Genomic DNA, 18,148 nt, shown 5'->3' with positions numbered 1-18,148 from the left:
ACTTGATAAATTTGGAAATATTAATTTTCGGAGAACCCGTATGTCTTTAGCAAAAGATAATATATGGAAACTATTGGCCCCACTGGTGGTGATGGGCGTCATGTTTCTTATCCCTGTCCCCGACGGTATGCCACCGCAGGCATGGCATTACTTCGCTGTGTTTGTGGCAATGATTGTCGGCATGATCCTCGAGCCAATTCCGGCAACAGCGATCAGTTTTATTGCGGTTACTATTTGCGTTATTGGCAGTAATTACCTTCTCTTTGATGCCAAAGAATTAGCTGACCCAGCGTTTAATGCGCAAAAACAGGCGCTGAAATGGGGTCTGGCTGGTTTTTCCAGCACCACGGTATGGCTGGTATTTGGCGCATTTATTTTTGCATTAGGGTATGAAGTTTCCGGGTTAGGTCGTCGCATTGCCCTTTTCCTGGTGAAATTCATGGGCAAACGCACGCTGACGTTAGGTTATGCGATAGTCATTATCGACATTCTGCTGGCACCGTTTACACCGTCCAACACCGCGCGTACCGGGGGTACGGTTTTTCCGGTCATTAAAAACCTGCCGCCGCTGTTTAAATCATTCCCGAACGATCCGTCCGCGCGTCGTATTGGCGGCTATTTGATGTGGATGATGGTCATTAGTACCAGTCTGAGTTCGTCCATGTTTGTCACCGGTGCGGCACCAAACGTGCTGGGTCTGGAGTTCGTCAGCAAAATTGCCGGCATCCAGATTAGCTGGTTGCAGTGGTTCCTCTGCTTCCTGCCGGTTGGCGTTATCTTACTTATCATTGCGCCGTGGCTTTCCTACGTGCTTTACAAACCGGAAATCACACACAGTGAAGAAGTAGCAACCTGGGCGGGTGATGAACTAAAAACCATGGGTGCGCTGACACGCAGAGAGTGGACGCTGATTGGCCTTGTATTGCTCAGCTTAGGTTTGTGGGTATTTGGCAGTGAAGTCATTAATGCTACTGCGGTAGGTCTGCTGGCAGTTTCGCTAATGCTGGCCCTGCACGTTGTGCCGTGGAAAGACATTACCCGCTATAACAGCGCATGGAACACGCTGGTCAACCTGGCAACTTTGGTTGTGATGGCTAATGGCCTGACTCGTTCTGGCTTTATTGACTGGTTCGCCGGTACCATGAGTACGCACCTGGAAGGATTCTCACCAAACGCAACGGTGATTGTACTGGTTCTGGTGTTCTACTTTGCGCACTACCTGTTTGCCAGCCTGTCTGCGCACACCGCAACCATGCTGCCGGTTATTCTGGCCGTCGGTAAAGGTATTCCGGGCGTACCAATGGAACAACTGTGTATCCTGCTGGTGCTGTCTATCGGTATCATGGGCTGTCTGACGCCGTATGCAACCGGTCCTGGGGTGATTATTTACGGCTGCGGCTATGTGAAATCAAAAGATTACTGGCGTCTTGGCGCAATCTTCGGGGTGATTTACATCTCTATGCTGCTGTTGGTTGGCTGGCCGATTCTCGCTATGTGGAACTAATACGTTCGCCAAACGCTGAATAAATCATCACGCCCGCCAGGTAAGCCCACCAGGCGGGCTTTTTTATGATTTAATAGGTAGTATTCAGTGTATGTATGAGTTCCACACCCATTATGAAAGCATTCTGGCGTAATGCCGCGTTGCTCGCGGTTTCTCTGCTTCCCTTCTCTTCTGTCAACGCTGTGGCGTTGCAGGCAAAACAGTATGGCGATTTTGATCGCTATGTCCTTGCTCTCTCCTGGCAAACCGGGTTCTGCCAGAGTCAACACGATCGAAATCGTAACGAACGGGATGAATGTCGCCTGCAAACCGAAACACCCAACAAAGCCGACTTTCTGACCGTACATGGTCTATGGCCGGGATTGCCTAAATCGGTTGCGGCCCGTGGTGTTGATGAACGACGCTGGATGCGCTTTGGTTGCGCTACTCGCCCAATCCCGAATCTACCAGAGGCGCGCGCCAGCCGGATGTGTTCATCGCCGGAAACCGGGTTATCGCTGGAAACGGCAGCTAAACTAAATGAAGTCATGCCGGGAGCTGGCGGTCGTTCCTGCCTGGAACGTTACGAATATGCCAAACACGGCGTCTGCTTTGGTTTTGATCCGGACGCTTACTTCGGCACGATGGTACGCCTGAATCAAGAAATTAAAGAGAGCGAAGCCGGAAAATTCCTTGCGGATAACTACGGTAAGACAGTGAGCCGCCGTGACTTTGACGCCGCCTTTGCCAAAAGCTGGGGAAAAGAGAACGTGAAAGCAATTAAGCTAACGTGTCAGGGTAACCCTGCGTATTTGACTGAAATTCAGATCTCGATCAAAGCTGACGCCATCAACGCTCCGCTTTCTGCAAACTCATTCTTGCCACAACCACACCCAGGCAACTGTGGCAAAACCTTTGTGATTGATAAAGCAGGTTATTAATCCTCTGATTTACAAAAGACGCTAATTCGTCTTCCATAAACTATGACGATTAAGATTTATACATAATGCGCTGCATTGAGGAATTCCCTGAATGTGACGCAAATCACTTCAAAGAGTGAGCAACAGTCAGTATCATCATGTGAGTTAAACCCTCGCCGCCTGACGGTGAGGGTTTTCTTTTGGGTATGTTTATCTGCGACACTCGCAGTACCGACGACATGGAGTAAAAATGTCCAGACCAACTATCATCATTAACGACCTGGATGCCGAACGCATCGATATTCTGCTGGAGCAACCTGCCTATTCTGGTTTGCCAATCGCCGACGCGTTAAACGCAGAGTTGGATCGCGCCCAAATGTGTTCGCCAGAAGAGATGCCACACGACGTGGTGACAATGAACAGCCGGGTTAAATTCCGCAATCTTAGCGATGGCGAAGTGCGTGTGCGCACGCTGGTGTATCCGGCAAAAATGACCGATAGCAATACTCAGCTTTCCGTTATGGCTCCGGTAGGTGCCGCACTGCTGGGGCTGCGCGTTGGCGATTCCATTCACTGGGAACTTCCGGGCGGCGTTGCAACCCACCTTGAAGTGCTGGAACTCGAATACCAGCCAGAAGCTGCTGGCGACTACCTGCTTTAATCCCATCTGCACAAGCGACAACTCGCTTTGCCCAGAGGATGCACTCGCATCCTCTTTCCGCTCAAATATCAACCAGATTTATCATTTTGCTCTTAAGCACAGCATTCTAATCTGAACTGGTTATTCATCTGCGGAACCCCATATGAGCGAAGCTCTCAGTATCACTGCGTTTTATATATTCATAGCAGCTATTATTGTTGCTGCAGTGCTATACCTTGAACAACGCTGGTAGTACCTGGTTTTATTTATTTTCCAGATCAATCGCAAATTCAGATCGAATCAGCCTCGCAAATCATAGATTCATAATCAATAATGTGCTGTTATGTATACATGCAAAAACAAGGAGAGAATGCTTATGTACAAAACAATCATTATGCCAGTGGATGTATTTGAAATGGAATTGAGCGACAAAGCTGTTCGCCACGCTGAATTCCTCGCCCAGGATGATGGAGTTATTCATCTACTTCACGTACTACCGGGGTCAGCCAGCCTGAGCCTGCACCGTTTTGCCGCTGATGTACGTCGTTTTGAAGAGCATCTGCAACATGAAGCAGAAGAACGTTTGCAAACGATGGTCAGCCACTTCACCATCGATCCTTCCCGCATTAAACAACATGTCCGTTTTGGTAGCGTGCGGGATGAAGTCAATGAGTTGGCAGAAGAACTGGGGGCTGATGTTGTCGTTATCGGTTCGCGCAACCCATCGATTTCGACCCATCTGTTAGGTTCTAACGCCTCAAGCGTTATCCGCCACGCTAATCTGCCTGTACTGGTCGTTCGCTAACAGACAAAAATATTTATACCGCCCTGCCCGGAGCCATCCCGGCGGGGCTTTTTATTGCAATAAAAAAGCCGCCAGGTTTGACCCCGGCGGCTAAGCAATTGCAGGTGAATCTTACTTCTTCTTATGCTGTTTTGGTGCGAATCAGGTAGTCAAAAGCACTCAGAGAGGCTTTGGCACCTTCGCCAGTGGCGATGATGATCTGCTTGTACGGAACCGTCGTACAGTCACCCGCTGCGAACACGCCTTTGACGTTGGTTTCGCATTTCGCATCAATGATAATCTCGCCCATGCGGTTACGTTCGACTGCGCCTTCGAGCCAGTTGGTGTTCGGCAGCAGACCAATCTGGACAAAAATACCGGCCAGTTCGATGTTGTGAATATCGCCGCTGACACGATCGCGATATTCCAGACCAACAACTTTGCTGCCGTCGCCTTTCACTTCCGTGGTTTGCGCATTCAGAATAATGTCGACGTTTTTCAGGCTGCGCAGTTTGTCCTGCAGAACCTGGTCGGCTTTCATTTCTGGCGCAAATTCCAGCAGAGTTACGTGTTCAACGATACCCGCCAGGTCGATTGCCGCTTCCACGCCGGAGTTACCACCGCCGATAACCGCTACGCGTTTGCCTTTAAACAGCGGGCCGTCGCAGTGCGGGCAGTAGGTCACGCCTTTGGTACGATACTGATCTTCTCCCGGAACATTCATGTTGCGCCATTTTGCACCGGTCGCCACTATAATGCTGCGTGCTTTCAGTACCGCGCCAGAAGCTGTTTCAATCTGATGCAGGCCACCTTCAACCGCTGCCGGAATCAGTTTGCTGGCGCTCTGGCTGTCGATCACATCAACGTCGTATTCATCAACATGAACTTTCAGTGCACCTGCCAGTTTTTGGCCTTCGGTCTTCGGTACAGAAATGTAGTTTTCGATATCAACGGTATCGAGGATCTGACCACCAAAACGTTCACCCATCAGACCGGTACGGATGCCTTTACGTGCGGAGTAAATTGCTGCCGCTGCACCCGCCGGGCCGGAACCAACGATTAATACGTCATAAGCATCACGCTTGTTCAGCTCTTCTGCCGCACGTTTTTCCGCGCCAGTATCAATTTTGGCGACGATTTCGGAAATAGTCATGCGGCCCTGACCAAACTCTTTCCCGTTTACGAACACTGCCGGAACGCCCATCACGTTGCGATCGGTGATTTCGTTCTGGAAGGTGCCGCCGTCAATTGCCGTATGCTTGATGCGCGGGTTCAGTACGCTCATCAGGTTCAGCGCCTGCACCACGTCCGGGCAGTTATGGCAAGAGAGCGAGTAATAGGTTTCGAATTCAAAATCACCGTCAATATGGCGAATCTGCTCCAGCAAAGACTGCGCTTCTTTTGACGGATGACCACCGGTCCACAACAACGCCAGTACCAGCGAGGTGAACTCGTGGCCCAGCGGGGAACCTGCAAAACGTGGCCCCTGGTTGGAACCTGGGTTAGTGATCAGGAAAGACGGCTTACGCACCGGCAAGCTGTTATCTTCTTTAAAGGTGACTTTGTCTGACAGTTCTGCGATTTCAGCCAACAGTTCCTTGATTTCTGCCGATTTAGCGCTGTCATCCAGCGTGGCAATTAACTCAACAGGCTTGGTCAATTTCTCAAGGTAAGCCTTGAGTTGAGTTTTCATATTTGTGTCGAGCATGTTTATCTCCTGGGCTTTAAACATCATCATGCAAGCGGCCTCTGCGGCTACCTGGATGCAGCTTGCATCATGGTGCGGGGAAGAAAATCGGGTGCCGCAGCACCCGATTAATTAGGTGAATTTCCGAACTATTTCGCGCCGGAGTTGGTAGCGCGAAAGACAAAGGAAATTTAGATTTTACCAACCAGGTCCAGAGACGGAGCCAGAGTTGCTTCACCTTCTTTCCATTTAGCCGGGCAAACTTCACCTGGGTGAGAAGCTACGTACTGTGCTGCTTTGATTTTACGCAGCAGGTCAGACGCGTCACGGCCAATGCCTTCAGCGGTAACTTCGATTGCCTGGATGATACCCTGCGGGTCAACAACGAAGGTTGCACGGTCAGCCAGACCTTCATCTTCACGCATGTTGTCGAAGTTACGGGTCAGGGCGCCAGTCGGGTCGCCGATCATCGCATATTTGATTTTAGCGATAGTTTCAGAGCTGCTGTGCCATGCTTTGTGGGTGAAGTGAGTATCGGTAGATACTGCGTATACATCTACGCCCAGTTTCTGCAGTTCTTCGTAGTGGTCAGCAACGTCACCCAGTTCGGTCGGGCATACGAAAGTAAAGTCAGCCGGGTAGAAGAAGAAGACGCTCCAGCGGCCTTCGGTATCTTTTTCGGTGATTTCGATGAATTCGCCGTTTTTGAATGCCTGGTTTTTAAAAGGTTTAATTTTGGTGTTAATCAAGGACATCTATACTTCCTCCGTGTTTTCGATGAGATGTAAGGTAACCAATTTTTGCCGATTCGGCTAATGCGTTTCCATTATCAAATCGATAAGTTTTACCTTACAACCGTCGTAAGACAACTTTGTGAACTTTGCACCGCCAGTGGCGATAAAAAGTAAAATGGGCCCCCTTTCCAGGTGACCGTGTAATCTGAACTACCCTTTGGTATCTTCAGCGCCTGCCTGCAGGCTGTGGTGTTGCCCTTACAAATGCAACAACGACATGGATTACAACACCCTCATAAACAAAGGGCAATCACCTGATCTAAGCTCTTACCTATGACAGTGATAGGTTATGCCTTTTACTCCATTTTTGCACTGACTGAAAAGGACAAATTAATGTTAAAAAAGATACTTTTACTGGCTCTGCTTCCTACAATCGCCTTTGCAGAGGAACTTCCTGCTCCGGTAAAAGCGATTGAAAAACAGGGCATTAAGATCATCAAAACGTTCGATGCCCCCGGCGGAATGAAAGGTTATCTCGGCAAGTATCAGGATATGGGCGTCACCATCTACCTGACTCCAGATGGTAAGCACGCTATCTCTGGTTACATGTACAACGAGAAAGGTGAAAACCTGAGTAACATGCTTATCGAAAAAGAAATTTATGCGCCAGCCGGACGCGAAATGTGGCAACGGATGGAACAATCGCACTGGCTCCTCGACGGTAAAAAAGACGCGCCAGTCATAGTCTACGTTTTCGCCGATCCGTTCTGCCCATATTGTAAACAGTTCTGGCAGCAGGCGCGCCCGTGGGTTGATTCTGGCAAAGTACAGTTGAGAACATTGTTGGTTGGGGTTATCAAACCAGAAAGTCCGGCGACAGCCGCGGCAATTCTGGCCTCTAAAGATCCCGCAAAAACCTGGCAAGAATATGAAGCCTCTGGCGGCAAACTTAAGCTAAATGTGCCTACAAACGTAAGTGCAGAGCAAATGAAAGTGTTAAGCGACAACGAGAAACTCATGGACGATCTGGGGGCAAATGTCACACCGGCTATCTATTACATGAGTAAGGAAAATACGCTGCAACAGGCCGTGGGGTTGCCCGATCAGAAAACGCTTAATATCATTATGGAAAATAAATAGAAGATAATTCATGGGTGGTTGAAATACATCCTTGCTTTTCAACCATTCTAAAAACGCATGAATTGCTTCTTCCCCTCCAGACAACTGTGTTACTTTAGAAAAACTTAATCCAGAGTTAAGTAATAAAACATAACAAATATAAATAAAACAGTAGAATCATTGATTACAAGAATGATTTATGGACAAGATAATATAACGGAGTATGTTATGGCTAATCTTTATGATTTAAAAAAATTCGACCTCAATTTACTGGTCATATTTGAGTGCATTTATCAACACCTCAGCATTAGCAAAGCAGCAGAATCATTATATATAACGCCATCTGCCGTTAGTCAGTCGTTACAACGTTTACGCGCGCAATTTAATGACCCGTTATTCATCCGCTCAGGGAAAGGTATCGCGCCGACTACAACAGGATTAAATCTGCATCACCATCTTGAGAAAAATCTCCGAGGCCTTGAACAAACGATCAATATCGTTAATAAGTCTGAGCTGAAGAAAAATTTTATTATCTACGGTCCTCAGCTTATTTCTTGTAGTAATAACAACATGCTAATCCGCTGTCTAAGACAAGATACTTCAATCGATATAGAATGCCATGACATACTGCTTTCAGCTGAAAACGCTGAAGAATTGTTAGTTCAACGCAAAGCTGACCTGGCAATTACACTGCAACCAGTAATTAGCCGCTCTGTCATCTGCATGCCGGTACATACTATTCGCAATTCTCTTATATGTAGCAACAAACATCCTCGTATTACCGATACCAGTAACTATGAACAAATTATCGCCGAAGAATTCACCTTGTTGATATCTAAATCAGCAGGGATTGACGAAATTCAAATGGACATAGATGAACGTTTTATGAACCGTAAAGTTTCATTTCGCAGTTCTTCTTTGTTGACGATAATTAATAGTATTTCTGTTACTGACTTATTGGGCATTGTGCCCACCGAACTGTACGATTTACATCGTGATTTTTTGAAGTTACAAGAGATAAAACTGGAACGACCACTTCCTACGGTTAAACTTTATATTTCCTATAACAAGGCTTCGTTGAACAACCTTGTCTTCTCACGATTCATAGATCGTTTAAATGATAGCTTCTGATTTATTACCACGGATAAATGTTATATTACGCATCAATTGATTCATTGTGTGAATATAAAATAATGTGCTCTATCTTGCTTCGTTTACCCTATAATTAGCGGATTCATCTCACAAGTCACCCAGTAACGTTCAGAGAGCGTTTTCAGATGTCTATTTATAAAATCCCTCTTCCGCTGAATATTTTAGAAGCTGCACAGGAACGTATTACCTGGACACTTAACACCTTGCCCCGTGTTTGCGTTTCTTTTTCGGGGGGTAAAGATTCCGGATTAATGCTGCATCTTACCGCCGAACTTGCCAGAAAATTAGGAAAAAAAATCTGCGTTTTGTTTATCGACTGGGAAGCACAGTTCTCTTGTACCATCGACTATGTACAGTCGTTACGCGAGTTGTATACCGACGTTATTGAAGAGTTTTACTGGGTAGCACTCCCACTCAAGACGCAAAATTCCCTTTCACAATACCAACCAGAATGGCAGTGCTGGGAATCTGATGTCGAATGGGTGCGTCAGCCCCCGCAAGAAGCGATAACCGATCCTGACTTTTTCTCCTTTTACCAGCCAGGCATGACCTTCGAACAATTTGTACGTGAGTTTGCCGAATGGTTTTCACAAAAACGTCCGGCGGCGATGATGATCGGCATCCGTGCGGATGAGTCCTACAACCGTTTTGTCGCCATCGCCAGTTTAAGTAAACAACGTTTTGCCGATGATAAGCCCTGGACCACAGCCGCACCAGGCGGTCACAGCTGGTACATTTACCCCATCTACGACTGGAAAGTAGCTGATATCTGGACCTGGTATGCTAATCATAAATCCCTATGTAACCCATTGTATAATATCATGTATCAGGCAGGCGTTCCCCTGCGTCATATGAGAATTTGCGAACCTTTTGGCCCGGAGCAACGGCAAGGATTATGGCTCTATCACGTTATCGAACCGGATCGCTGGGCTGCTATGTGCGCACGAGTTAGCGGGGTAAAAAGTGGCGGCATTTACGCCGGACATGACAATCATTTTTATGGTCATCGGAAAATCCTCAAACCAGAGCATTTAGACTGGCAAGAGTATGCATTATTGCTGCTTGATAGCATGCCGGAGAAAACGGCTGAGCATTACCGCAACAAAATTGCCATTTACTTGCATTGGTATCAGAAAAAAGGTGTCGAGGTGCCACAGACCCAGCACGGGGACATTGGCGCGAAAGATATCCCCTCCTGGCGGCGAATTTGCAAGGTGTTACTGAATAACGATTACTGGTGTCGGGCATTATCATTTAGCCCAACCAAAGCGAAGAATTATCAGCGTTATAACGAACGGATAAAAGTAAAACGTCAGGAGTGGGGAATACTATGCAACAACAATTAACGCAGGATTTAACCCAATTTCTCGCCAGCTTGCCGGAAGACGATCGCATCAAAGCGATTAACGAAATCCGCCTGGCGATCCATCAGGTTAGCCCCTTTCGTGAAGAGCCAGTAGATTGTGTTCTGTGGGTTAAAAACAGCCAACTTATGCCAAATGATTACAACCCAAACAATGTGGCACCGCCCGAGAAAAAACTGTTACAAAAATCCATTGAGATAGATGGTTTTACCCAACCTATTGTGGTCACGCACACAGATAAAAATGCTCTGGAAATCGTGGATGGCTTTCACCGTCATGAAATTGGTAAAGGCTCTAACACGTTAAAAATGCGATTAAAAGGATATTTACCGGTCACCTGTCTGGAAGGAACACGTAACGAACGCATCGCCGCGACTATTCGTCATAACCGCGCTCGTGGACGCCACCAAATCACAGCCATGTCAGAAATCGTTCGTGAACTCAGCCAGTTAGGATGGGACGACAATAAAATCGGCAAAGAGCTGGGTATGGACAGCGACGAAGTGTTGCGCCTGAAACAAATTAACGGCCTGCAAGAGTTATTTGCTGACCGTCAATATTCCCGCGCCTGGACAGTAAAATAATTACAGCTGGCGCAGGCGTTCAGCTGCCGCCAGCAACGTCGATTCCTTCTTGGCAAAACAGAGACGAATGAGCTTATGGGGGAAGGGATCGGCGCAAAATACCGACAGCGGGATCGCCGCCACGCCATGCTCCCGCGTCAGCCTCTGGCAAAACTCAACGTCATCCAGCGAAGAAACCGCGCTGTAATCCACCAGCAAAAAGTAAGTGCCTTCGCACGGTAAAATCTCCAGCCGACTCTCACTTAAGGCGTTCACCAGAATATCGCGCTTCTGGCGATAAAAGTCCGGTAACGCAAGATAGTGTTCAGGTTCTGCTCGCAGCATATCGGCAAGGGCCAGCTGCGCCGGGGTATTCACCGAAAAAGTCAGATACTGATGCACTTTGCGGATCTCGGCGCTGATGGGCGCAGGCGCAACGCAATAGCCCACTTTCCAGCCGGTCATATGATAGGTCTTGCCAAACGATGACACCGCCACCGCCCGCTCACGCAGTTGCGGATGCGCCAGCACACTGGCATGGTCCTGCTGTGAAAAGTTGATATGCTCGTAAACTTCATCGCTAATGACAAAAATCTCGTGCCCGGCAATTGCCTGCCACAAAGCGGAAAAATCAGTCTGCTGCCAGACAGTAGCACTGGGGTTATGCGGGGTGTTAAGGATCACCAGTCGGGTGCGCTCGCTTAACAATGCGGCAAATTCCTGCCAGTCCACGCGAAAATGCGGTGGTTGCAGTGCAATACGTTTCACTATTCCACCCGCAAGCGTGATGGCGGGGGCGTAACTGTCATAGCTGGGATCAAAGCAAATCACTTCATCGCCATTGCGCACCAATGCAGTAATCGCTGCGTACAGCGCTTCCGTCGCCCCTGCTGTTACGGTGATATCGCTGTCGGCATCTGGTTGATAGCCATACAGCCGTTCCGTTTTCTGAGCAATCGCCTCGCGCAAGGCCTGCACGCCAGTCATAGGCGCGTATTGGTTTGCTCCCTGGGCAACGTGGTACGCCAGCCGTTCCTGCAAATAGCGCGGACCATCAAAATCAGGAAAGCCTTGTGACAGGTTAATCGCCTGGTGTTGCTGCGCCAGTGCGCTCATCTGGGTGAAAATAGTGGTGCCAAGTTGTGGAAGTTTGCTTTGTGGAATCAGAGGGTTATTTGTCATTTTTATTGTGCCTGACAAAGTTGCGTGTTGAAGCCACTATAACACGATGCTAGTATTTGGCAATCAAGACGTTTAGATGTCTAAATAAAACAATAAGGACAACACAACATGCCTCACAATCCTATCCGCGTCGTCGTTGGCCCTGCTAACTACTTTTCTCATCCCGGCAGTCTCAATCACCTGCATGATTTTTTCACTGATGAACAACTTTCTCGCGCAGTGTGGATCTACGGTGAACGTGCACTTGCCGCGGCGCAAACCAAACTTCCATCGGCGTTTGAACTGCCAAGAGCAAAGCATATTTTGTTTCGCGGTCATTGCAGTGAAAGCAATGTGCAACAACTGGCGGCTGAGTCCGGTGACGATCGCAGCATGGTGATTGGCGTCGGTGGCGGCGCACTGCTCGACACCGCGAAAGCCCTCGCCCGCCGTCTCGGTCTGCCGTTTGTTGCCGTTCCAACGATTGCCGCTACCTGCGCTGCCTGGACACCACTCTCTGTCTGGTACAACGATGCCGGACAGGCGCTACATTATGAGATTTTTGACGACGCCAATTTTATGGTGCTGGTGGAACCGGAGATTATCCTCAATGCGCCGCAAGAATATCTGCTGGCGGGAATCGGTGACACGCTGGCGAAATGGTATGAAGCGGTGGTGCTGGCCCCACAACCAGAAACGTTGCCACTAACCGTGCGGCTGGGAATCAATAATGCGCAGGTCATTCGCGACGTCTTGTTAAACAGTAGCGAACAGGCGCTTGCCGATCAGCAAAATCAGCAGTTAACGCAATCATTTTGCGATGTGGTCGATGCGATTATCGCCGGAGGCGGAATGGTCGGTGGTCTGGGCGATCGTTTTACGCGTGTGGCGGCGGCCCATGCCGTGCATAACGGTCTGACTGTACTGCCACAAACCGAGAAGTTTCTCCACGGCACCAAAGTCGCCTACGGAATTCTGGTGCAAAGCGCCTTGCTGGGTCAGGATGATGTGCTGGCGCAATTAACCGGGGCGTATCAGCGTTTTCATCTGCCGACTACGCTGGCGGAGCTGGAAGTGGATATCAATAATCAGGTGGAGATTGACAAAATGATTGCCCACACCCTACGTCCGGTGGAATCCATTCATTATCTGCCAGTCACGCTGACACCAGATACTTTGCGTGCTGCGTTCGAAAAAGTGGAATCGTTTAAAGCCTGACGTACAAATTTAGCAGCAGCGCGCGCCGCCTTTTCCACCGTAGCGCGCGTCCTGCCGCTCACGGAAAAACTCCTCGTAGGTCATCGGCGTTTGATCGGGATGGTTAACCCGCATATGTTCGACATAGTTGTCGTAATCAGGCATACCAATCATCAGCTTCGCCGCCTGACCTAAATATTTTCCGGCTTTTGCCAGTGAATCAAACATCAATACCTCCGGTAATCAGGTTGCTGAGAGAGTGCATTAATAGCTATCAACGCGCTCGGTCAGTCCCCTCGCCCCACCAGGGAGAGGGTTAGGGTGAGGGGGAACCCCAGGCACTACGCCAACATCCCCCTCACTCTGACTTTAGTGCGCGCCTTTCGCCTGCGCCACGATCTCCTCGACATTTTCCGGCATTGGCTCATACGGCGTTTCTTTCGCCGTTGGCTTCGGCTCTTTCAATGCCGCCAGTGCCGTCTTAATCGAGAACAGTGCCAGAACCACCACAACCACCATAAAGAAGATGGTTAATCCGGCATCCAGACGGTTGTTGAACACCAGTTGCGCCAGTTGTGACTCAGTATACTGCGACGGAATATTGCCGCTGTCGATCATTGCCTGGAACTTGTTAGCAATCGCCAGGAAACCGACTTTCGCATCCGGGCTAAACGCTTTCTGCCAGCCTGCGGTCAGGGTACAAATCAGCAGCCAGGCCGTTGGTACCAGCGCCACCCAGGCGTAACGTTGACGTTTCATCTTGAACAACACCACGGCACAGAGCATCAGCGCCATCCCTGCCAGCATCTGGTTGGCAATACCAAACAGCGGCCACAGAGTGTTAATACCGCCCAGCGGATCGACCACGCCCTGATGCAGAAAGTAACCCCAAGCCAGCACGCACAGCGCCGTTGCCAGCAGGTTAGCAGGCAGTGAATCGGTCCGTTTCAGGCCCGGAGAAACCACGCCCAGCAGATCCTGCAACATAAAGCGCGCAGCACGCGTACCCGCATCCACCGCCGTCAGAATAAACAGTGCTTCAAACAGAATGGCGAAGTGATACCAGAACGCCACATCCATCATGCCACCCAGCGCGCCGTGCAGAATGTAGGCCATCCCCACCGCCAGGGTCGGCGCACCGCCCGCACGGGAAATGATCGACTGTTCACCCACTTCGCTGGCAATCTGATTTAACGTATCTGGCGTAATGCTAAAGCCCCAGCTACTCACTACCTGCGCAGCAGATGCCACTACATCCGCCGTCCCCGCCGGAGCCAGCACCGCCATCGGACTGTTCATCGCGAAGTACACGCCCGGATCGATGATACAGGCAGAAACCAGTGCCATAATCGCCACGAAGGATTCCATCAACATCCCACCGTAGCCGATAAAGCACGCCTGACCTTCGTTCGCCAGCATCTTCGGTGTGGTGCCGGAAGAGATCAGCGCATGGAAGCCAGACACCGCGCCACAGGCGATAGTAATAAACAGGAACGGGAACAGATTACCGGTCCATACCGGGCCAGTGCCATCTACAAACTTGGTCAGCGCAGGCATGGTCAGCGTCGGACGCATAATCAAAATGCCTACCGCCAGACCGACGATAGTCCCGATTTTCAGGAAGGTAGAGAGGTAGTCACGCGGAGCCAGCAGCAACCACACCGGCAGAACCGCCGCCACAAAACCGTAACCCACCAGCATCCAGGTCAGCTGCACGCCGGTAAAGTCAAAGTACGGTGCCCAAGTCGGGCTTTCTGCCACCCAGCCGCCAGAGATAATGGCGAAAATAAGGAATACCAGGCCAATCACCGACACTTCCCCAATGCGGCCTGGACGCAGATAGCGCAGGTAAATCCCCATGAACAGCGCCAGCGGAATGGTGAACGCAACGGTATACGTTCCCCACGGGCTATGAGTCAGGGCTTTCACCACGATCATCGCCAGTACTGCAAGGATAATGACCATGATCATAAAGCAGGCCACCAGCGCAATCACCCCGGCGGTTGGCCCCATCTCTTCTTTAACCAGCTCGCCCAGCGAGCGACCGTCACGGCGCGTGGAAACAAACAGCACCATGAAATCCTGCACCGCACCGGCGAGAACCACCCCGGCAAGTAGCCAGATCATCCCCGGTAGGTAGCCCATTTGCGCCGCCAGTACCGGCCCCACCAACGGGCCTGCTCCGGCAATGGCCGCAAAATGGTGACCGAACAGCACTTTCTTGTCCGTCGGCACATAGTCCAGCCCGTCGTTATGGCGCACCGCTGGCGTCATACGCGTCGGGTCAACCGCCAATACATTTTTGGCAATATAAAGACCATAAAAACGGTAAGCGATCAGATAGATACAGACCGACGCCACCACAATCCACAGCGCGTTGATCTGTTCCCCACGATTTAAAGCAATGTATCCCAGAGCAAATGCTCCCATTACAGAGAGCACTGTCCAGACGAGGTATTTCCCTGATTTGTTCATAGTTGTTATCCGTGTGCGTGTCCATAGAGATGTTACATTTTGTTTCTATATCAGCAGATTTTATTTAACAACCAAGAAACCAATGCGCACAACAAAAACACCTCATATTTACATCACATTGTTAACGAGATCACTTTAGTCGCGAAAAGACGTGTACAATTACGGACAATTGAGAGGGTTGACTCACCAGAGTAGTAACACTACTTATATGCGAAAATGCATAGCCGAAATCTATAGTATTCCGCGTCAATGTTATGCAACGCAACTATACGATAGCATGGCTATTTCGTTATATGATAAGGAGTCCTCCCATGAGCTATGACAAAGCGAAATACCATTTTGACTCGGTTATAGAAGAAGGTTTACCGCTCAGCCAGGCATACATCCATACTGGTTTTTATTTAGGTTGGTTGATTGATAATAACTTGTTGGACGAGGAGTTTAAGGAAGATCTCGCTGAATCTCTTGCCCTCTTTACGCGCAGAGAAATAACAGCCCCTCAGCTTTTTGAAGAATTCGATGGTACTTTGACCGATGAAGAACTTTCGACCCAAGGAAACGCCTTTACTAAACATTATTTTGATTTTGATACAGGCGATTATCTCGAAGACTACTGCACCCATCTTGTCAAAGATCTTCCCAGCGAATTCCATGTAAAAGACACATGGGAAAACTATAAAATCGCAGCGAGTTTCATATCCAGACGCTATCAGGAATGGCTACAGAACCAATAGTCTCACCCTCTGCACATATTTTTCCGGGTAGCGCTTTCACTTACCAGGCCAACAAATTCTCGCGAATCGTAGGCCTGATAAGCGAAGCGCATCAGGCATATTAATCCAATTTAGCCGATCACCGCCGTACCCAGCCGGCAAGTGCAGCAACGCCGCCCCTGTTCATCGAAAACAACGATTTCCCAGCTCTGATTTTGCCGCCCAAGATGCAACGGCTGGCAGATGCCGCGTACCTTTCCCTCAGACACCGGGCGATGATGTGTGGCGTTAAGCTCCGTGCCCACCACGCACTGTCCGTCGCGAGTCATCATAAATCCGGCCATCGATCCCAGGGTTTCCGCCAGCGCCGCCGACGCGCCGCCATGCAGCAGGCCAAACGGCTGATGAGTACGGGTATCAACCGGCATTTCGGCTTCCAGCACATCATCGCCCAGACGGGTATACACAATTCCAAGATGCGCCACCATTGTGTTATCGCTGGTGGCGTTCAGTTCGTCGAGCGTTAAATGGCGTTTCCAGATCATGCTTATGCCCCCAGTGTTGAGCCGCCATCTACCACAATATCCTGTAGGGTGATATGGCTGGCGAGGTCAGAGGCGAGGAACAAAATCGTGTTGGCGATCTCTTGTGGACGGGCGATTTTCCCCAGCGGAATGCCGAGTTTAAACTGCTCGCCAAAGCCGCGAATACGCTGCTCTTCGGCGTCATCACTCACCCACAGCGTGCGTTGCATATCGGTGTCGGTGGACCCCGGGGAAACCACATTACAGCGTACACCGCTACCCGCCAGTTCCAGCCCGACGCTCAACGCCAGGCTTTTCAGCGCCGCTTTCGACGCACCGTAAGCGCTCATACCAATACGCGGCGTGTGTGCAGCGTCGGACGCCACAGTAACAATCGCCCCGCCCCGCTGACGACGAAACTGGTTCATGGTCTGCTGGAACAGGTTAAACGCACCGCCGACGTTAACCGCAAAAGTCTGCTGCCAGTCCTCCTTGCTGAGCTGATCGGTCGCGCCCATGCGCAAAATTCCCGCCGCATTGACCAGCACGTCCAGTCGCTCCGTTTGCGCTAACAGTCGCTGACACACTTGCGCCACCTGCGCAGCGTCGGCTACATCCATTACTTCGGTCGCAAAGGGATATTGCTCCAGAGTGAACGCTTGATCAAAACCTGTAACTCTCGCTCCGGCCTCAACAAATGCCAGCGCCGTGGCGTAGCCAATACCTTTCCCCGCGCCGGTTACCCAGACATTTTTGCCGCTGAAATCCATCATTTCACCTCGCGGGAGAGTAGCTTCCACCAGGCATCGATGGTCGGATTTTTCGCCAGCATGACAAAATCGATATCGCCATGCACTTTGCGCCAGCGCGCCGCCAGCGCCATCATGCGCACCGAATCCAGACCGTAATCAATTAGGTTGTCGTCATCGAACGGCTCATCGGACTCGTCCAGCAACGGCAGGATCACCTCTCGCAGCGCCGATTTGCTGGCGGGGATAGGTGCTGGCAGCAATTCTTCGGTCATCACCACCCGGCCAGAACGTCCGGCCACATATTTCAGCGACATCAAATGCTCGTCACGGCTGAAATCGGCCAGCGCATCCGCCACCATAAACGGTTTAATATCGCGCATAAATGCGTCGGTTGCGGTGGTCATACAGCCAATGTGGGCGTACACCCCGGTAATAATCAGCTGGTTACGTCCACTCTCTTTGAGCATTTGCTCCAGCGGAGAACGATGAAACGCGCTGTAACGCCACTTCACCAGCACCGTGTCGTCGGCATCTGGCGTCAGGCGATCCACCACCTTTTGCTGTTCCGGTGAGCGGGTCAGGCCCGGTCCCCACATATCATTCAACAGCGCCCGATCTTCATCGCTCTGCTCTTTCGGCTGGGCGGTGTAATAAACCGGGATATTGTGCTGTTTGCAGTAGTCGCGTAGTGCCGCAATATTCGCGATCACCTGCTCCATCATCGGGCAGTTCTCGCCCCAGAAGCTAACAAAATAGTCCTGCATATCATGGATTAACAACGCGGCACGTTGCGGCTCAAAGGCCCAGTTGACTTTATTGTGCGGAATATCGTGAGACTCCGGCAGTGCGTAAGCCTGTAATTTTGGAATAGCCATCGTGT

At 50.1% G+C, this 18,148-nt stretch carries 19 protein-coding genes; 11 read left to right on the top strand and 8 right to left on the bottom strand.

The features are described 5' to 3' along the window. Positions 1 to 40: 40 nt before the first annotated feature. The 5 genes from citT to uspG all read left to right on the top strand — a co-directional run bounded on the left by citT (position 41) and on the right by uspG (position 3,848). The gene (citT, locus tag QUF14_RS03365; RefSeq protein ID WP_000050323.1) at positions 41 to 1,504 is read left to right on the top strand and encodes a citrate/succinate antiporter CitT; all 1,464 of its coding nucleotides are present in this window, start codon (positions 41 to 43) and stop codon (positions 1,502 to 1,504) included. A 113-nt stretch (positions 1,505 to 1,617) separates the two neighbouring features. After that, positions 1,618 to 2,424 carry a ribonuclease I gene (gene rna / locus QUF14_RS03360; RefSeq protein WP_024212085.1) on the top strand — a complete coding sequence of 269 codons (807 nt, stop codon included), beginning with the start codon at positions 1,618 to 1,620 and terminating at the stop codon, positions 2,422 to 2,424. Between the two features lie 229 nt (positions 2,425 to 2,653). Then, entirely contained in the window at positions 2,654 to 3,064 is a 411-nt protein-coding gene (gene rnk / locus QUF14_RS03355) for a nucleoside diphosphate kinase regulator (protein ID WP_000089742.1), read from the top strand. Positions 3,065 to 3,206: 142 nt separating this feature from the next. Continuing rightward, positions 3,207 to 3,296 carry a small membrane protein YldA gene (gene yldA, locus QUF14_RS28870; protein ID WP_349813939.1) on the top strand — a complete coding sequence of 30 codons (90 nt, stop codon included), beginning with the start codon at positions 3,207 to 3,209 and terminating at the stop codon, positions 3,294 to 3,296. A 123-nt stretch (positions 3,297 to 3,419) separates the two neighbouring features. Beyond that, complete coding sequence (gene uspG / locus QUF14_RS03350) at positions 3,420 to 3,848, top strand: universal stress protein UspG (RefSeq protein ID WP_000278505.1); 429 nt, start codon at positions 3,420 to 3,422, stop codon at positions 3,846 to 3,848. Positions 3,849 to 3,969: 121 nt separating this feature from the next. On the opposite strand, the gene ahpF is transcribed toward uspG, so the two are convergent. Next, the gene (gene ahpF, locus QUF14_RS03345; protein WP_032183601.1) at positions 3,970 to 5,535 is read right to left on the bottom strand and encodes an alkyl hydroperoxide reductase subunit F; all 1,566 of its coding nucleotides are present in this window, start codon (positions 5,533 to 5,535) and stop codon (positions 3,970 to 3,972) included. Positions 5,536 to 5,705: 170 nt separating this feature from the next. Beyond that, on the bottom strand, positions 5,706 to 6,269 hold the full coding sequence (gene ahpC, locus QUF14_RS03340) for an alkyl hydroperoxide reductase subunit C (protein WP_000052796.1): 564 nt from the start codon (positions 6,267 to 6,269) through the stop codon (positions 5,706 to 5,708). 372 nt (positions 6,270 to 6,641) lie between these two features. On the opposite strand from ahpC, the gene dsbG reads away from it, so the two are divergent. The 4 genes from dsbG to QUF14_RS03320 all read left to right on the top strand — a co-directional run bounded on the left by dsbG (position 6,642) and on the right by QUF14_RS03320 (position 10,467). After that, positions 6,642 to 7,388 (top strand): thiol:disulfide interchange protein DsbG, encoded by a 747-nt coding sequence (dsbG, locus tag QUF14_RS03335; RefSeq protein WP_024212086.1) that lies wholly within the window; start codon positions 6,642 to 6,644, stop codon positions 7,386 to 7,388. A 207-nt stretch (positions 7,389 to 7,595) separates the two neighbouring features. Then, a complete protein-coding gene (gene citR / locus QUF14_RS03330) occupies positions 7,596 to 8,498 on the top strand; it encodes a DNA-binding transcriptional repressor CitR (RefSeq protein ID WP_024212087.1) in 903 nt (300 codons plus the stop codon). Positions 8,499 to 8,644: 146 nt separating this feature from the next. Next, complete coding sequence (locus QUF14_RS03325) at positions 8,645 to 9,865, top strand: phosphoadenosine phosphosulfate reductase (RefSeq protein WP_032183599.1); 1,221 nt, start codon at positions 8,645 to 8,647, stop codon at positions 9,863 to 9,865. Beyond that, on the top strand, positions 9,838 to 10,467 hold the full coding sequence (locus tag QUF14_RS03320) for an IbrB-like domain-containing protein (RefSeq protein WP_000528558.1): 630 nt from the start codon (positions 9,838 to 9,840) through the stop codon (positions 10,465 to 10,467). The genes QUF14_RS03325 and QUF14_RS03320 overlap by 28 nt, the downstream gene beginning before the upstream one ends. Here the strand turns inward: QUF14_RS03320 and ybdL are convergent, their stop codons facing one another. Next, positions 10,468 to 11,628 carry a methionine-oxo-acid transaminase gene (gene ybdL, locus QUF14_RS03315; RefSeq protein ID WP_000183933.1) on the bottom strand — a complete coding sequence of 387 codons (1,161 nt, stop codon included), beginning with the start codon at positions 11,626 to 11,628 and terminating at the stop codon, positions 10,468 to 10,470. 108 nt (positions 11,629 to 11,736) lie between these two features. Between ybdL and hcxA the strand changes: the two genes are divergently transcribed. Continuing rightward, a complete protein-coding gene (hcxA, locus tag QUF14_RS03310) occupies positions 11,737 to 12,825 on the top strand; it encodes a hydroxycarboxylate dehydrogenase HcxA (RefSeq protein WP_001120478.1) in 1,089 nt (362 codons plus the stop codon). A 9-nt stretch (positions 12,826 to 12,834) separates the two neighbouring features. On the opposite strand, the gene QUF14_RS03305 is transcribed toward hcxA, so the two are convergent. Then, a complete protein-coding gene (locus QUF14_RS03305; protein ID WP_000460431.1) occupies positions 12,835 to 13,032 on the bottom strand; it encodes a YbdD/YjiX family protein in 198 nt (65 codons plus the stop codon). A gap of 141 nt (positions 13,033 to 13,173) precedes the next feature. After that, a complete protein-coding gene (cstA, locus tag QUF14_RS03300) occupies positions 13,174 to 15,279 on the bottom strand; it encodes a pyruvate/proton symporter CstA (protein ID WP_001043157.1) in 2,106 nt (701 codons plus the stop codon). 311 nt (positions 15,280 to 15,590) lie between these two features. On the opposite strand from cstA, the gene QUF14_RS03295 reads away from it, so the two are divergent. Continuing rightward, positions 15,591 to 16,013, top strand: coding sequence for a DUF7832 domain-containing protein (locus QUF14_RS03295; protein ID WP_000119449.1), 423 nt, complete (start codon positions 15,591 to 15,593; stop codon positions 16,011 to 16,013). 110 nt (positions 16,014 to 16,123) lie between these two features. On the opposite strand, the gene entH is transcribed toward QUF14_RS03295, so the two are convergent. Genes entH through entB form a run of 3 tightly spaced genes read right to left on the bottom strand, consistent with a single transcriptional unit; the run spans position 16,124 to position 18,143 of the window. Continuing rightward, a complete protein-coding gene (gene entH / locus QUF14_RS03290; protein WP_000637945.1) occupies positions 16,124 to 16,537 on the bottom strand; it encodes a proofreading thioesterase EntH in 414 nt (137 codons plus the stop codon). Between the two features lie 2 nt (positions 16,538 to 16,539). After that, complete coding sequence (entA, locus tag QUF14_RS03285) at positions 16,540 to 17,286, bottom strand: 2,3-dihydro-2,3-dihydroxybenzoate dehydrogenase EntA (RefSeq protein ID WP_000347669.1); 747 nt, start codon at positions 17,284 to 17,286, stop codon at positions 16,540 to 16,542. Continuing rightward, positions 17,286 to 18,143, bottom strand: a complete 858-nt coding sequence (entB, locus tag QUF14_RS03280) for an enterobactin biosynthesis bifunctional isochorismatase/aryl carrier protein EntB (RefSeq protein ID WP_001007113.1) — start codon at positions 18,141 to 18,143, stop codon at positions 17,286 to 17,288. Before entB ends, entA begins: the two co-directional genes overlap by 1 nt. Between the last annotated feature and the right edge of the window lie 5 nt (positions 18,144 to 18,148).

Source organism: Escherichia sp. HH091_1A, from assembly GCF_030295175.1.
Lineage (GTDB): Bacteria > Pseudomonadota > Gammaproteobacteria > Enterobacterales > Enterobacteriaceae > Escherichia > Escherichia coli_F.
The sequence above is the reverse complement of the archived record's forward strand: the minus strand, read 5'-3'. Positions and strand labels throughout refer to the sequence as shown.

Excerpts from the sequence above, each read along its gene's own strand:
- entH (WP_000637945.1), bottom strand. The coding sequence starts at position 16,537 with ATGATCTGGAAACGCCATTTAACGCTCGACGAACTGAACGCCACCAGC.
- entB (WP_001007113.1), bottom strand. The coding sequence starts at position 18,143 with ATGGCTATTCCAAAATTACAGGCTTACGCACTGCCGGAGTCTCACGAT.
- ahpF (WP_032183601.1), bottom strand. The coding sequence starts at position 5,535 with ATGCTCGACACAAATATGAAAACTCAACTCAAGGCTTACCTTGAGAAA.
- dsbG (WP_024212086.1), top strand. The coding sequence starts at position 6,642 with ATGTTAAAAAAGATACTTTTACTGGCTCTGCTTCCTACAATCGCCTTT.
- rnk (WP_000089742.1), top strand. The coding sequence starts at position 2,654 with ATGTCCAGACCAACTATCATCATTAACGACCTGGATGCCGAACGCATC.
- QUF14_RS03295 (WP_000119449.1), top strand. The coding sequence starts at position 15,591 with ATGAGCTATGACAAAGCGAAATACCATTTTGACTCGGTTATAGAAGAA.
- QUF14_RS03305 (WP_000460431.1), bottom strand. The coding sequence starts at position 13,032 with ATGTTTGATTCACTGGCAAAAGCCGGAAAATATTTAGGTCAGGCGGCG.
- hcxA (WP_001120478.1), top strand. The coding sequence starts at position 11,737 with ATGCCTCACAATCCTATCCGCGTCGTCGTTGGCCCTGCTAACTACTTT.
- rna (WP_024212085.1), top strand. The coding sequence starts at position 1,618 with ATGAAAGCATTCTGGCGTAATGCCGCGTTGCTCGCGGTTTCTCTGCTT.
- uspG (WP_000278505.1), top strand. The coding sequence starts at position 3,420 with ATGTACAAAACAATCATTATGCCAGTGGATGTATTTGAAATGGAATTG.
- entA (WP_000347669.1), bottom strand. The coding sequence starts at position 17,286 with ATGGATTTCAGCGGCAAAAATGTCTGGGTAACCGGCGCGGGGAAAGGT.
- ahpC (WP_000052796.1), bottom strand. The coding sequence starts at position 6,269 with ATGTCCTTGATTAACACCAAAATTAAACCTTTTAAAAACCAGGCATTC.
- yldA (WP_349813939.1), top strand. The coding sequence starts at position 3,207 with ATGAGCGAAGCTCTCAGTATCACTGCGTTTTATATATTCATAGCAGCT.
- cstA (WP_001043157.1), bottom strand. The coding sequence starts at position 15,279 with ATGAACAAATCAGGGAAATACCTCGTCTGGACAGTGCTCTCTGTAATG.
- citT (WP_000050323.1), top strand. The coding sequence starts at position 41 with ATGTCTTTAGCAAAAGATAATATATGGAAACTATTGGCCCCACTGGTG.
- ybdL (WP_000183933.1), bottom strand. The coding sequence starts at position 11,628 with ATGACAAATAACCCTCTGATTCCACAAAGCAAACTTCCACAACTTGGC.
- QUF14_RS03325 (WP_032183599.1), top strand. The coding sequence starts at position 8,645 with ATGTCTATTTATAAAATCCCTCTTCCGCTGAATATTTTAGAAGCTGCA.
- citR (WP_024212087.1), top strand. The coding sequence starts at position 7,596 with ATGGCTAATCTTTATGATTTAAAAAAATTCGACCTCAATTTACTGGTC.